Source organism: Virgibacillus oceani (assembly GCF_014638995.1).
Lineage (GTDB): Bacteria > Bacillota > Bacilli > Bacillales > Amphibacillaceae > Virgibacillus_E > Virgibacillus_E oceani.
On the sequence record NZ_BMFR01000001.1, the window covers coordinates 418,599 to 434,190 of the forward strand.

Genomic DNA, 15,592 nt, shown 5'->3' on the forward strand with positions numbered 1-15,592 from the left:
GTTAGCTATGTCTGCTGAAGTTATTAACGGAAAAGATTTAGCACATAAACTAAGAGCTGGTATGAAGGAAGAAGTCTCACAACTTAATAAAAATGGTGTAATACCTCATCTGACTGTTGTACTTGTTGGGGAAGACCCTGCATCAAAGTCATATGTTAACGGAAAGAGAAAAGCTTCTGAGGAAACGGGGATTTCATCACAAATTATCGAGTTGCCGTCAACTGCCACAGAGGAAGAACTGCTCCAATTAATAGCAAAACTAAATAACGATGATTCCGTACATGGGATATTGGTTCAGCTTCCTTTACCTAAGCATATACGTGAACAGCAAGTGATAGAAGCAATCGATCCAGCCAAAGATGTTGATGGGTTTCATCCAGTAAATATTGGGAGAATGATGACAGGGAAAGATACTTTTTTGCCTTGTACACCTTTTGGAATCTTAACCATGTTAAAATCAAATAATATTCCAATTGAAGGAAGTCATGCTGTAATTATTGGTCGCAGCAACATAGTAGGGAAACCAGTCGGGCAGCTATTACTAAATGAAAATGCGACAGTTACATATTGCCATTCAAAAACAAAAGATTTAAAACAGATTACAACGAAGGCCGACATTTTAATAGTAGCAGTTGGAAAAGCAAATATAATTGGCAAAGATTATTTAAAGCAGGATGCAGTTGTTATCGATGTTGGGGTGAACCGATTAGATAATGGTAAATTAACTGGTGATGTTGATTTCGAAGATGCAAAAGAAATAGCTTCCTATATAACTCCTGTCCCTAAAGGAGTTGGCCCAATGACAATTACAATGTTATTAAAAAATACAATAAAAGCAGCGAGGGGATTGTCGGAAAATTGAATAGGAATTATTTGACTGTAACTGCCCTCACGAAATATATTAAGCGAAAATTTGAAACAGATCCACATCTAAAAACAATACTGCTTAAGGGTGAAATTTCTAATTTTAAGCACCATAGCCGTGGTCATATGTACATGACGATCAAGGATGATAACTCAAGAATACAAGCAGTAATGTTCGCGGGGAATAATCGCTTTTTGAAATTTGAACCAGAAAATGGTATGAATGTATTAATTAAAGGAGAAATTGGTGTTTTTGAACCACATGGTCAGTATCAGCTTTATATTCAACAGATGGACCCTGATGGAATAGGAGCATTATATTTAGCCTTTGAACAGTTGAAGGAAAAACTGCATAAACAGGGGTATTTCAATCCAGAGAATAAAAAAGAAATACCAAAATTCCCAAAGCGAATTGGTGTTATTACCTCCCCTACAGGTGCAGCGGTTCGAGATATTATTACAACGATAAAACGCAGATATCCAATTTGTTATACAACTATAATACCAGTCCTTGTTCAAGGACAAAACGCCGCATTGTCGATTGCAAAAGCGATAGAAACTGCAAATGATTATGACAATTTTGATGTTTTAATTGTAGGTCGCGGCGGAGGTTCAATTGAAGAATTATGGAGTTTTAACGAGGAAATAGTTGCCCATGCCATATATCATTCAGCTATTCCTGTTATTTCAGCTGTTGGTCATGAGACAGATACGACAATCAGCGATTTTGTGGCGGATTTACGTGCTCCAACACCAACAGGAGCAGCAGAATTAGCAGTTCCATCTCAAATTGAATTAAAAGGAAGATTAGCTACCATAAATCGTTCGTTAACAAAAGTAATGATTTCTGATTTTGAGCGTGCAAAACAGGCATTGCAACGAATAAAGCAGTCATATGCATTTCGTTATCCTAAACAACTAACAAGACAAAAAGAACAGGAATTGGACAAACAGGTTGAACGGTTAAATAAATTGCTGAAAATACATGCAAACCGAAAAAAAGAAATGTTTATTAATATGAAAACCCGCTTGGCGAATCAACATCCAGAGAAACAACTGTCACAAGCCAGAAAAAATTTAATTCAACTTATCAAACAAAATAATTATTATATGAATAAAAATGTAGAACAAAAAACTGCTCAAATATCGTTGCTATTGGACAAATTATTCTTATTAAATCCTTTGGAGATTATGAAGCGGGGGTTTGCAATACCATATACAAACACGAAAGATATTATAAAATCTGCTGAACAAGTCGGACAAGATGATATTATCTCACTGAAGCTTAGTGATGGAAATTTGGATTGCCGAGTGTTAGAGGTGAAGGAGGATAAAAATGACCAATGAAGTTACCTTTGAAGAGGCTATGATTGAGTTGGAAAAAATTGTAGAGAAATTAGAAACAGGAGATGTTCCATTGGAAAAAGCAATAAATTATTATCAAGAAGGTATGAAACTTTCGAAAGTATGTAATGATAAATTAATGAATGTGCAGGAAAAAATGACACAAATAATGAATGAACATGGTGAGCTTGCCCCGTTTGAAATACAGGAGGATGAATAGTGTTGCACGAAACGCTTGATACATATATTGAAAACAATAAACGAATTGTTCATCATGAATTGAAAAATCAGCTTGACTATTTACCTATTCCTAATCGATTAAAAGAATCAATGCTTTATTCAATTGAGGCTGGTGGTAAGAGACTCAGACCCATTTTGCTGATAGCTAGTAATGAAGCATATGAGGGTGATCCCCAAAAAGCAATAAAAACTGCTGTAGCACTTGAAATGATTCATACCTATTCTTTAATACATGATGATCTTCCCGCCATGGATGACGATGATGTCAGAAGGGGGAAACCTACGAATCATATTATGTTTGATGAGGCAACTGCCATTTTGGCCGGGGATGCATTGTTAACATATAGTTTCGAGATTATTTCTAACGATCCGTTATTATCAGACAAACAAAAAGTACAATTAGTCCAGAAATTGTCCTATGCCAGTGGTCCGAAGGGCATGGTTGCTGGTCAATTTCTTGATATGGAAGCGGAAAACAAGTCTGTTACGATAAAAGAATTGGAAGAGATTCATGATCTTAAAACAGGTGAATTATTAAAGTATGCAGTATCAGCTGGGGCACTAATTGGCAATGCTTCTCAATCGCAAGTAAAGGATTTGAACGAGTTTGCTTATTATTTAGGCCTTATTTTCCAGGTGCAGGATGATATATTGGATGTGACAGGTGATCAGGATAGATTAGGAAAGCCTGTGGGCAGTGATGAGAGCAACAAAAAAAGTACATATCCCAAACTTCTGGGAACACATGGTGCATTAAAGCAAAAAGAAATATATGTTGAGAAGGCAAAAAACGCATTAAAAAATGCTAATGCAGACCATTCGTATTTAATGATGCTAACTGATTATTTTAGTGAACGTGATCATTGATTATGAACATGTGGAAATTTAGCTGCTGATATGGTATAATAGAACTAACAAAGGAATGGTGCAGTATTCTAGTCAGTCCTCCGTTCCTGAAGGCGGGCCTAAAAATCCGCCAAAGGGCACATCGATGAAGTTCCTTGTGGTGGCTTGAGGCGCCCAGCCTTGGGTCAGTGCTGGGAGTTAAGGTTTTAGGGCGATCCACAAAGGCATGTGGGCGTTGACCCTATTACCGCGGAGGCCCATCTTTGTAGTGATAGCTAAGCCTAGGTATCATTATGAACTGGGGTATGAACCTGCTTAAATAAGGTAAGGGACTCCTTATTGGCAGCGTAGCCTGCCTTGAGTGGTGCTGAGAGGATTGGATTCTTAAATCTCAAAACTAGGTGGCCACTGGTTTGTTATTTGTATCTCCATGAAATCAGAACTGCAAAAGAGGCTAGGGAGCGGTTAAAGGCTGTTGAGGAAATCTCCTAGACTGTTTCCAGGACGTTTGAAAGGGATTATAGTGTGGACTAAGTGGTAATCCAGTCTAGCTTTTGGTGACGGAGCTAAGATGGGTTTAAAGGGGAACCGCCTTCATGGCAACATGGGGTATCCATCTGGGAAAACCTACTGGACCTAAGCCGCAGTTTTTACCTTTTGAATGACCATTCCTTATTACATAACAAATAAATTTTATTTGAGGTAGAGAATGAAATCACACATAAAAAGATCGATTAAATTTAGTTTGACCATTGCCGTTATCACTTTTGTGCTAGCGGCTATTTTTTCAGTTATATCATCGTCTATATTAAGTGACGTGGTGTGGGTAACAGGAATGTTTATTGTATTAATTATTGTCTCAATTGGTGTTGTTTTTGATATGCTGGGTATAGCGTCCACGGCCGCAGATGAAGCGCCATTTCATGCAATGGCAGCTGAAAAGGTTAATGGTGCAAAAGAGGCTGTAATTATAATACGAAACGCAGATAAATTTGCAAGCTTTTGCAACGATGTCATTGGAGATATATCTGGTATTGTAAGTGGTACTGCAACCGGCATGGTCGTGGTACAAATAGCTGCATTAACAGGTAATGGGGAAGGTTCATCCTTACAAATCACATTATCCGTCGTATTAACAAGCCTTGTTGCGGCGTTAACTGTTGGCGGAAAAGCGTTAGGTAAATATTTTGCAATTAACGCCTCAACGAATATTATTTTTTTTGCAGGAAAAGTAATTTCACTTATAGAAAATAAGTTAAAAATACGCATACTTCCTAAAGGAAATAATTCAAGGTAAATAAAATAAAAAGGACTTTTATGGATGAGTAAAATAAGATTGGATGTTTTATTAGTAGAAAGGAATTTAATTGAAACAAGAGAAAAAGCAAAACGTGTAATTATGGCTGGTTTAGTATTTTCGGAACAAAATCGTATGGACAAGCCAGGTATGAAGGTAGATAAAGATATACCATTAACTGTAAAAGGTAAACTAATCCCATATGTTGGTCGAGGTGGATTAAAGTTAGAAAAAGCACTGAAGCATTTCTCAGTTACAGTTAACGATAGAATAATGGTTGATATTGGGTCATCGACCGGCGGGTTTACAGATTGTGCCTTACAAAATGGGGCGAAACGCTGCTATGCAATCGATGTTGGATACAACCAACTGGACTGGAAATTAAGAAATGACGACCGTGTAGTTGTAATGGAAAAAACAAATTTTCGTTATGTTACACCTGATATGCTAAATGAGGGTACACCGAATTTGGCAACGATTGATGTTTCATTTATTTCCTTAAAATTAATATTGCCGGTTCTTTGCCAATTACTAGAGTCAAATAGTGATGTTATTGCATTAATTAAACCACAATTCGAGGCTGGCAGAGAAGAAGTTGGAAAAAAAGGTATTGTACGTGAGAAAAGTGTTCATAAAAATGTTGCAGAAAAAATCATATCGTTTGCTTTGGACAAGGGATATCAATTTTATGGATTGACTTTTTCGCCTATTACGGGTGGCGATGGAAATATTGAATTCCTAGTTCATTTAGGTTGGAATAATGAAAAAGCAGGAAAAGAATTGAACATTGTCGAATTAAATCAGATAGTGGATAATGCACACGAAAACTTTTCCGCACACCGTGCAAAATAGGCAAGGCTACTTCAATACACAGTAATTAAATTAGTAAATGGGGGATTAGGATGAGCAAGATCCAACGCCATATAAAAATACGTGAATTGATTACGGAAAATGAAATAGAAACACAGGATGAATTAGTTGATCGTTTAAAAAGTTTAGGCTACAACGTTACACAGGCTACGGTATCGCGTGACATCAAGGAACTTCACCTTGTAAAGGTTCCCTCTGTTTCAGGTACTTATAAATATAGTCTCCCCGCAGATCAACGCTTTAATCCGTTAGAAAAGCTGAAACGATTAATCATGGATGCATTTGTTAAAATTGACCATGCAAGTCATTTTATTGTTTTAAAAACACTCCCAGGCAATGCCCACGCAGTTGGAGTATTAATTGATAATTTGGATTGGGATGAAATAATGGGTACGATATGTGGAGACGATACGTGTTTAATCATATGCCGTACCGAGGGAGAATCGGAAATTATTAAAGATCGTTTTTTAAGTATGCTTTAACTTCCAAAAACAGATGCATATTTTTGCAAAAATACGGGGTGAATGAAACATGCTTACAGAATTATCAATTCAGGACTTTGCTATAATTGATAAAATATCCATAACGTTTAACGATGACCTGACAGTATTAACAGGTGAAACTGGAGCAGGGAAATCAATTATTATTGATGCTGTTCAATTGTTGGCAGGTGGAAGAGGATCGGTTGAATTTGTCCGGCATGAAGCGAAAAAGGCGGAAATAGAAGGACTATTCAGTGTTGAACCAAATCATGCAGTATTTAGAATTGGTCTGTATTATGGTATTGATATTCAAGAAGACGGAATGGTTGTTTTGCATCGCACGATTACCGCAAATGGCAAAAGTATTTGCCGGGTGAATGGAAAGTTAGTGACATTGGCGATATTGCGTGAGTTTGGAAAGACGCTGATAGATATACATAGCCAGCATGAAACACAGTCACTTATGGATCCAGAAAATCATATTGATTTACTGGATTTGTATGATCATCAGGTAATTGCTAAAACAAAAGAAGAATATACAAAATTATTCCAAAAGTTACAGAAATTAAAAAAACGGCATAAGGATTTAAGTGAGAACGAACAGGAAACTGCACATCGAATAGATTTGCTTGAATTTCAGCTAAAAGAACTTGAGCAGGCAAATTTAATGCCGAATGAAGATGAAATCTTAGAGGAAGAGCGCAGTCAATTAGCCAATTATGAACGTATTTATACAGGTATTTCGGATGCATACAATGCACTTTATGGTGAGCAAAAAGGGATTGAATGGTTAAATATAGCGCAACAAGCACTACAGGATAATAGGGAATTTGACAGCTTTGTTGGTGAAAAAGCAACTGAATTGTCTAATCACTTTTATCTTATTGAGGAACTGTCATATGATTTACGCAATTACAGGGAAACATTACAGTATAACCCAGAGCGATTAAACGAAATTGAAGCAAGGTTAAACGAAATAAGCCGATTAAAGAAAAAGTATGGGCAAACGGTGAATGATATTATTGAATATATGGGTAAAATAGAGGAAGAATTAGAACAATTAACAAATAAAGAGTCCCATTTAATGAAATTAACTGACCAAATAAATGAAACGGCAAAAGATGCCTACTTAGAAGCTAAGCAGCTGCATGATAGCAGACAAAGAGCAGCAGATTCCTTAATTAACAACATTCACGAAGAATTAAATGGGCTTTACTTAGAAAAAGCAGAATTCTCTGTTTTATTCGATGCAATAGCAGACCATGATGCAGTGGATCAGTTGCATAAAAACGGCATCGATCATGTTACCTTTTTAATATCCACTAATCCTGGTGAACCTTTGAAGGAATTGAATAAAGTTGCTTCAGGCGGTGAGTTATCTCGAATAATGCTCGCACTAAAAAAAATCTTTGCCAGGCATCAAGGTACAACGAGTGTTATTTTTGATGAGGTTGATACAGGTGTAAGCGGCAGGGTTGCACAAGCTATGGCTGAGAAAATATATCGTATTTCCAACGAATCACAAGTGTTATGCATTACCCACTTACCGCAAGTAGCGGCAATGGCAGATACACATAAGTTAATTGAAAAAGTGGAAAAGGATAATCGGACATCTACAATGGTAACTGAGCTAACTTTAAATCAAAAAGTTGTTGAGTTAAGCAGGATGATAACAGGTACTGAACTAACCGAAACTGCGAAGGAACACGCTAAAGAACTGCTTGAATTAGCTGCTGCTTATAAATTTTAAAAAAAATAAGGATAATCTTGATAAAAAAGCCAGAAGATAGAATACCTGGCTTTTTTATATGCTTCTTAATAAACCTATACATACGACTCCACATAGCTTGCATGATCCTATACAACTATTATGCTTTATTACACCTATTCATTATTCATGAATTTTTTTAAAGGAAATGTTACACATGTTTTCTTATCTTTAACCAGTTTAAAAAAGTGTCTGTTCGGTCAAATTAGAAGTACAGAAATAAATATGGTATGGGTTAGGAACGAGGAGAGTGAATTGATTGAAACACAAAAATAAAATTCGATTAGGAGTAGGAATTTTGCTCCTTGTTACCTTATCAGCATTACCTTTTTTTAACCCATTACAAAATTACCTTTCCATTCCTAATGAAATAGTGACGTTTGATAATCAGACTCCGATAGAGGTCCCTGCATTAGGTGAAAACGTTACTATTGATCCTACTGAAGACAATGTCCAAGCAATTGATTCCTCTGTTTTTTACGCCAAAGAACCTGGAGATAGTCAATTAGTATATGAAGTGGCTGGCCTTCCAATAAAAAAAGTGAATGTATCGGTATTAGAAGATATTAAAGTGATTCCTGGCGGCCAATCCATTGGTGTTCAGCTTCACACTTTGGGTGTACTAGTTGTTGGTCATCATCTCGTAAAAGGGGAAAATGGCTCACTATCACCGGGGGAAAAGGCAAATATCAAAGTTGGTGATGTCATATTAAAAATTAATGGCGAACCGATTAAAGAAATGTCCGATGTTAAACCAATTGTGGAAGAAGCCGGTAAAAATAATAAGCCATTAAATGTAACCATTAAACGTGAAAAAGAGACGTTTAATACTACATTGCAGCCGGTTATGGATAAAAAAGGACATGAATATCGAATAGGGTTATATATCAGAGACTCAGCAGCTGGGATCGGAACAATGACCTTTTATGATCCGAACTCGAAGAAATATGGAGCACTCGGTCATGTTATTTCCGATATGGATACACAAAAACCAATACAAATTTATGATGGAACAATTGTGCGTTCAAATGTTACCTCAATTGATAAAGGAAATAATGGTACCCCTGGAGAAAAACAGGCTGAGTTTTCAATTGGGGAAAATAAAATTGGGACGATAACTAAAAATAGTCCATTTGGAATCTTTGGGGAATTAAATAAACCAATTAAAAATAATATAATGGATAAACCAATGCCAATTGCTTTGTCACATCAAGTAAAAGAAGGTCCGGCAAAAATTTTAACTGTTTTGGATGGGGAAAAAGTGGAAGAGTTTGATATAGAAATAGTTAGCAGTGTCCCGCAAAAATATCCCGCAACAAAGGGTATGATTATCCAGGTAACCGACCCTGAACTATTGAAAAGAACAGGTGGTATTGTACAAGGAATGAGTGGCAGTCCAATTATTCAAGATGGTAAAATTATTGGAGCTGTAACACATGTCTTTGTAAATGATCCAACAAGTGGTTATGGTGTTCATATCGAATGGATGCTTCAAGAAGCAGGAATAAATATATACGAACCGAATAAGAAAGCAAGCTAGCAATTAAGTGTCTGGTAATATAACCCATATTACCAGACTTTCTTATAAAATTGACTCCTTTTTGGAAAATTATGATATAATAAATTCAGTTAATATTTTTCGACAATTCTGAGTTAACCATGTCGTAATACATCATATTTTATCAAAAAATATCGTAATCGGAAGTAAAATAAAGAAAATAAGAGAAAACGCAAAAAAAGTTAATGTTTTTCAAATAAAAAAAGGATATTTGATACTTATGTCGAATACATTACGTGGAGATACCGAATTACATAAAGGAGGAACTTTTTAGTGGAAAAAATCTCAGTTTGTTTGGTCGATGATAATAGGGAACTAATTCAGTTGATGGAAGATTATTTTGCGGAACAAGAGGATATTGAGGTGATCGGGACAGCATTTAATGGGAAAGAATGCTTAGAAATGTTAGACGAACTGGACCCTGATGTATTAATTTTAGACATCATAATGCCACATGTGGACGGATTGGCTGTGCTTAGCAAGGTACGAAATGCTGAAAGAAACAGTTATCCGAATGTTATTATGCTTACTGCGTTTGGACAGGAAGAGGTTATGAAAAAGGCTGTTGATTTGGGAGCATCTTATTTTATCTTAAAACCATTTGATCTAGATAACCTTGCTGATCAAATCAGACAAGTCCAAGGAACTAATATTGCTCATTCAAATACGAAGAAGATTGTTAAAAAGGATAGAAGGAAGAAGGATTTAGAAGCTAGTATTACAAATATTATTCATGAAATAGGTGTTCCAGCTCACATCAAAGGTTATATGTATTTACGTGAAGCAATTACAATGGTATACAATGATATAGAACTGTTAGGCTCCATAACGAAAGTGCTATATCCAGATATTGCTAAGAAGTACAATACAACTGCTTCAAGGGTCGAACGTGCAATACGACACGCAATTGAGGTTGCCTGGAGTCGTGGAAATATAGATTCTATTTCAGCATTATTTGGATATACGGTCAGCATTTCTAAAGCTAAGCCAACAAATTCAGAGTTCATTGCAATGGTCGCCGATCGCTTAAGATTAGAGCATAAAGCAAGCTAAAAGAAAAAATTACTGTATCCTCACTATGGATACAGTAATTTTTTCTTTGTACTGTTATTCGAAAAAAGTAGTATACAGTGATTGAACAGCACGATTTATATCTATTTCCTGAATCCCAAACATCATGGAAACTTCAGAAGACCCTTGGTTAATCATTTCAATGTTAACATTTGCTTCGGCGATTGCTGTAGTTGCTTTTTGTGCAACACCAATAGTGCTGGTCATTCCTTCACCTACAACCATAACCATTGCTAAATTTCGATGAATTTTAACCATATCAGCATGTAATTCATCATTAATGCGTTTAAGAATTTTTCTTTCTTTTTCCGCGGTAAGCTGATTTTGGCGAATAATCACTGACATATCATCAATACCAGAAGGAGCATGTTCGAATGATATTTCTTCATCCTCAAAAATGTGCAGTAATTTGCGGCCGAACCCTACTTCTCTGTTCATTAAGTACTTACTAACATATAAACTGCAGAATCCAACGTCACTAGCAATTCCAACAACACATTTTTCGTTTGGCTTCTTTTCTGCTACAATCATTGTCCCGGGTGCGTTGGGATTATTTGTATTTTTAATACACACTGGTATTCCGGCCTTGAATGCAGGAATTAATGCTTCATCATGAAACACAGAGAATCCCGCATACGATAATTCGCGCATTTCCTTGTATGTAACTGTCAGAATTTCTTTCGGCTGATTTACAATAGTGGGATTCACGGCATAGACAGAGTCAACATCTGTAAAGTTTTCATACAAATCCGCCTGAACTCCTGCCGCTACAATAGATCCCGTTATATCAGATCCACCTCTTGAAAAAGTAACTAAATCCCCATCCATTGTATATGCAAAGAATCCAGGTATAACAAAAATACCTTCTTCATTTCGTAATGTTTTTAGATTGTCATAACTTTCCCGGAAAATTTGCGCCTTACCAGGTTCGTTACTAACTAATATTCCGGCATCTTTTGGATTTAAATAAGCAGCATGCAACCCTATTGAAGAAAGATATTCACTTATAATTTTTGCTGAATTATCTTCACCAAGTGATTTAAGTGCATCCATTTTTATTAGATCGGGCTCTTTACTGTTTAAAATTGATTCAATTGATTGTTCAAGTTCATAAACAATGTTTGATTGAATATTCAGTTCGTCAATAATTTCAGAAAATCTGTTCAAAATTGTATCCACTAAATTTTTGTGCGGCTTATTTTGATTATGTTGAATAGCTAATTCAATTAATTTATCAGTAATTTTAAAATCATCTTTATGTCTTTTGCCAGGAGCAGATACTACAATGAATTTTCTAGTGGAATCACCTTTTACAATAGCTCCCACTTTTTTTATTTGAGTTGCGTTTGCAACAGAACTTCCACCGAATTTTGCTACTTTCATTTCCCCATCGCCCCGCTTACTTATTATATTTTTATTTTTCATAGTAACACATTGGCTCTGCCTTGTGTAGTACAAAGTGCAAGCCGTTACGGACAGTTACAGAAAACAAAGCAATGTCATTTACATCGTTTCTTATGAACAACTATGTTTAAAATTACTATAAAAAGAGCCTGGGACAAAAGTGTTTTAACCAAAAAAAATCCGAACATAGTTGGTGCATACATACCGCTGCGGAAATACACTGCGCTTTCCGCGGGCTGCCCTGAGCCTACTCTGAGCTATCGCTCTACGTAGTCTCACCTAGGCTTTTCATCCCGCATGAGTCTCCGTGTATTTCCTTCTGTAGTATGGTGAAATGTTCGGCTCTGGATTAAACAATTTAGTTATGTCCCAGCCTCTTCCGTAATATCATTATTTTTTCTTCTTAATAAGTTGTTTTTTCCGGTCGCGATAAACGATAAAGCCACCTATAAATGCTATTCCCGCAGAAAATAGTAAAAAACCAATAAAAAATTGAATTCCTAAATGAAAAAAAATAGGGAATAATTCATTGAATAATGAGTCACGCATAAGTTTGATACCATATGCAGCAATAATTCCAGGTACAATTAAAAATAATGCAGCAATAATTCGAGTCATACATTTTCCCCTTTTTATGTATAAGCTTTTTATAGTATACCAAAATGAAGTAAAAATAGGAATTAAACGGGATTTGCCAAAAAGTGCATATTATCGTATGCTTAAGTTGTGCAAAAAATTGCAAGGTGGGATAGTATGAAACGTGTGCTTATTGTGGGCGGGGGTAAAGGTGGCAGTGCTCTGTTAAAGATATTATCCGCAACAGATCGTATGGAAATAGTCGCGGTTATTGATAAAAACAGTAATGCAATGGGAGTGCTGACTGCTAATCGTTTTAAAATTCCAGTAAGCAATGATTGGAAGGAATGGATAAATCAAGATCTTGATATTATCATTGAAGCAACTGGAAATGAGCAAGTTCTAGAAGAATTGCTGGAAACAAAAAATAGAAAAACAGTTGTAATACCAGGAACAGTTGCATACATAATCGCTGAGCTATTTGAAGAAAAAGAAAAATTGCTTGATCGTATAAAACTTCAAATGAGCAATCAAGAGCTAATATTGAATAATATTCGTGATGGAATGATTGTTATTAACAATGAAGAAACAGTTCAGTTTGTTAATAAGAGTACAGAGCGAATTGTAGGAGTTGCCAAAAAAGATTTTGAGGGGAAATCAATTAAAGAAATTATTGAGGATACAAGATTGCCGCACGTATTGCGAAGCCGCAGAAAAGAAGTGAACCAAAAGCTGGTATTGGAAAATGGCAAGAAAGTAATTACGACGAGGATACCGATTATAAATGCGAATGATCATTTAATTGGTGCTTTTGCTGTTTTTAAAGATATTACAGAGGTAATGAACTTAGCTGAAGAAAATACAGATTTAAAAGAAATTAAAACAATGCTTGAGGCAATTATCCAATCCTCTGATGAAGCAATCACTGTCGTCGATGAAAATGGGATTGGCATCATGATAAATCCTGCATATACAAGAATAACCGGTCTAAAAGAGGCTGACATTGTTGGACAACCTGCTAATGCAGACATATCTGAAGGCGAAAGTATGCACATGAAAGTATTGCAAACTAGAAGGCCTGTCAGAGGAGTCCGAATGAAAGTTGGGGCTTCTAAAAAGGATGTTTTAGTAAATGTTGCACCTGTTATTGTGGATGGAAAAATCAAAGGCAGTGTCGGAGTTCTGCATGATGTTACCGAAATAAAGTCCTTAACAAGCGAGCTGAAAAGAGCTAGACAGATCATTCGTAACTTGGAAGCTAAGTATACATTTGACGATATTATTGGAACTTCACCTGAAATGAGACTGGCTTTAGAACAAGCAAAAGTCGGGGCGAAAACACCTGCAACAGTGTTGCTGCGAGGTGAATCCGGAACTGGTAAAGAGCTCTTTGCCCACGCAATTCATAACGAAAGTGACAGGAAGCATAATAAATTTATTCGGGTAAATTGTGCGGCAATAGCCGAAAGCATTTTAGAAAGTGAATTGTTTGGTTATGAGGAAGGCGCTTTTTCAGGAGCTAAAAGAGGTGGAAAAAAGGGGCTTTTTGAGGAAGCAAATATGGGAAGTATATTTCTGGATGAAATTGGAGAGCTTTCTTTGCACATGCAAGCAAAATTACTGCGGGTATTGCAGGAACATGAAATCGTTCGGGTGGGAGGAACAGATCCGGTTACGATTAATGTTCGTATTATAACGGCTACCAATATTAATATGGAAAAAGCTATAATGAAAAAAACATTTCGTGAAGATCTATATTATCGCTTAAATCGATTGCCTATTTTCATTCCATCACTAAGAGAAAGGTTGGCAGATCTGCCAACGTTAATTAATCGTATCATAGATAAAACAAATCAAGATTATGGTCGAAATGTAACATCCATCTCAGGGGATGCACTAGCTGATTTAAAGAACTATCATTGGCCTGGAAATGTACGTGAATTGGAAAATGTCATTGGACGGGCCATGATCTATATGGATATGAATGAAGAAGTAATAAAAAAACAGCATATTCCATCACTGAATTCAAACAGCAGTCACAGTATCAAGTCCACACCGCTGGATAATAATAATTCATCTCTTCAAAAAGCTATGGAACAATATGAAAAAGAATATATTTCAAATGCTTACAAGCGCAATAACTATAATAAAACTAAAACCGCTAAAGAGCTAAACGTTTCAATTAGAAATCTTTACTATAAAATGGAAAAATACAAAATTGAAAAAAGCGGCATGCAAGATTTTTCATAAATGCACATTATTGCATAGCTGGAACTTGATTAGATAAAGCGCTTACATAAATTCGATGTTGGCACGATATTTGCTACAATATAAACGGAGGAAGTATAGGGGGGAATTATGAAAACATTAGCATCGCTGCAAAAGAAGGCAAAACGAAATAAAAACCAGGTAATTTCAATTGCGGATGCAGCAGACAAGGAAGTACTAGAAGCGGTAAAACGTGCAAAAAGTGAAGAAATGTGTTCGTTTATTTTATTTGGTAATAAACAAGACATCAGATCTATTGCATATACTATCGACTTAGATTTATCATCACCTGGAATAATGGTGGAAGATGTAAAAGATCCCGCAGAAGCAGCAGTAAAGGCGGTTTCTCAAAAACAGGCAGATATACTTATGAAAGGAAACGTTACAACGAAGGATTTATTAAAAGCAGTTTTAAGTGAAAAATTCGGGTTACGAACAGGTCATGTATTGTCACATGTAGCATTGTTTGAAATTCCGAATCGGGATCGCCTTCTATTCTTAACGGATGCTGCGATGAATATTGCGCCAACATTAAAAGAAAAAGTAGAAATTGTGAACAATTCCGTAAAGGTGGCGCATGCTATTGGTCTCAATAATCCTAAAGTTGCCGCACTTGCATCCGTTGAGGTCGTTAATCCGGCTATGCAAGCAACAATTGATGCTGCTGCTTTAACGCAAATGCAAAAGCGCGGACAAATTACAGGCTGTATAATTGATGGTCCACTAGCATTCGATAATGCCATATCGATAGAAGCTGCTATGCATAAAAAAATTGTCTCTGAAGTTGCAGGAAATGCAGATATGTTAGTCGTCCCAACGATAGATGTGGGAAACGCATTATATAAATCCTTTATGTACTTTGCGGGTGCAAAGGTAGCTGCAGTAATAAGCGGCGCCAAAGCACCAATAATTTTGACCTCAAGAGCAGATTCTGCCGAGAGTAAATTATATTCATTATCATTAGCTTTATTATCATCAAAAACATTTTAGGAGGAAACATCAAT

The 15,592-nt window shown here is 36.1% G+C and carries 14 protein-coding genes; 12 read left to right on the forward strand and 2 right to left on the reverse strand.

The features are described 5' to 3' along the window. Positions 1–7: 7 nt before the first annotated feature. The 10 genes from folD (at position 8) to spo0A (ending at position 10,322) form a co-directional block, all read left to right on the forward strand. Positions 8–862: a bifunctional methylenetetrahydrofolate dehydrogenase/methenyltetrahydrofolate cyclohydrolase FolD gene (gene folD / locus IEV74_RS02190; protein WP_188453695.1), complete on the forward strand. Its 855-nt coding sequence runs from the start codon at positions 8–10 to the stop codon at positions 860–862. After that, positions 859–2,211: an exodeoxyribonuclease VII large subunit gene (gene xseA / locus IEV74_RS02195; protein WP_188453696.1), complete on the forward strand. Its 1,353-nt coding sequence runs from the start codon at positions 859–861 to the stop codon at positions 2,209–2,211. The genes folD and xseA overlap by 4 nt, the downstream gene beginning before the upstream one ends. Beyond that, a complete protein-coding gene (locus tag IEV74_RS02200) occupies positions 2,201–2,428 on the forward strand; it encodes an exodeoxyribonuclease VII small subunit (protein WP_188453697.1) in 228 nt (75 codons plus the stop codon). Before xseA ends, IEV74_RS02200 begins: the two co-directional genes overlap by 11 nt. Positions 2,429–2,430: 2 nt before the next feature. Further along, on the forward strand, positions 2,431–3,315 hold the full coding sequence (locus tag IEV74_RS02205; protein ID WP_229683045.1) for a polyprenyl synthetase family protein: 885 nt from the start codon (positions 2,431–2,433) through the stop codon (positions 3,313–3,315). Positions 3,316–4,003: 688 nt separating this feature from the next. Then, positions 4,004–4,591 (forward strand): hypothetical protein, encoded by a 588-nt coding sequence (locus IEV74_RS02210; protein ID WP_188453698.1) that lies wholly within the window; start codon positions 4,004–4,006, stop codon positions 4,589–4,591. 24 nt (positions 4,592–4,615) lie between these two features. Further along, positions 4,616–5,443: a TlyA family RNA methyltransferase gene (locus IEV74_RS02215; protein ID WP_188453699.1), complete on the forward strand. Its 828-nt coding sequence runs from the start codon at positions 4,616–4,618 to the stop codon at positions 5,441–5,443. Between the two features lie 50 nt (positions 5,444–5,493). Beyond that, positions 5,494–5,943, forward strand: a complete 450-nt coding sequence (gene ahrC, locus IEV74_RS02220) for a transcriptional regulator AhrC/ArgR (RefSeq protein ID WP_188453700.1) — start codon at positions 5,494–5,496, stop codon at positions 5,941–5,943. 49 nt (positions 5,944–5,992) lie between these two features. After that, positions 5,993–7,693, forward strand: a complete 1,701-nt coding sequence (gene recN, locus IEV74_RS02225) for a DNA repair protein RecN (protein ID WP_188453701.1) — start codon at positions 5,993–5,995, stop codon at positions 7,691–7,693. A 277-nt stretch (positions 7,694–7,970) separates the two neighbouring features. Then, complete coding sequence (spoIVB, locus tag IEV74_RS02230) at positions 7,971–9,251, forward strand: SpoIVB peptidase (protein WP_188453702.1); 1,281 nt, start codon at positions 7,971–7,973, stop codon at positions 9,249–9,251. A 345-nt stretch (positions 9,252–9,596) separates the two neighbouring features. Next, the gene (gene spo0A, locus IEV74_RS02235) at positions 9,597–10,322 is read left to right on the forward strand and encodes a sporulation transcription factor Spo0A (RefSeq protein WP_229683046.1); all 726 of its coding nucleotides are present in this window, start codon (positions 9,597–9,599) and stop codon (positions 10,320–10,322) included. Positions 10,323–10,376: 54 nt separating this feature from the next. Here the strand turns inward: spo0A and IEV74_RS02240 are convergent, their stop codons facing one another. Further along, positions 10,377–11,723: an aspartate kinase gene (locus tag IEV74_RS02240; protein WP_188453704.1), complete on the reverse strand. Its 1,347-nt coding sequence runs from the start codon at positions 11,721–11,723 to the stop codon at positions 10,377–10,379. 411 nt (positions 11,724–12,134) lie between these two features. Further along, positions 12,135–12,362 carry a DUF2627 family protein gene (locus IEV74_RS02245; protein WP_188453705.1) on the reverse strand — a complete coding sequence of 76 codons (228 nt, stop codon included), beginning with the start codon at positions 12,360–12,362 and terminating at the stop codon, positions 12,135–12,137. A 135-nt stretch (positions 12,363–12,497) separates the two neighbouring features. Here IEV74_RS02245 and IEV74_RS02250 point away from each other — a divergent pair, with 135 nt between their 5' ends. Beyond that, a complete protein-coding gene (locus IEV74_RS02250) occupies positions 12,498–14,570 on the forward strand; it encodes a sigma 54-interacting transcriptional regulator (RefSeq protein ID WP_188453706.1) in 2,073 nt (690 codons plus the stop codon). A gap of 108 nt (positions 14,571–14,678) precedes the next feature. Then, positions 14,679–15,578 carry a phosphate butyryltransferase gene (yqiS, locus tag IEV74_RS02255; protein ID WP_188453707.1) on the forward strand — a complete coding sequence of 300 codons (900 nt, stop codon included), beginning with the start codon at positions 14,679–14,681 and terminating at the stop codon, positions 15,576–15,578. The last annotated feature ends 14 nt before the right edge of the window (positions 15,579–15,592 follow it).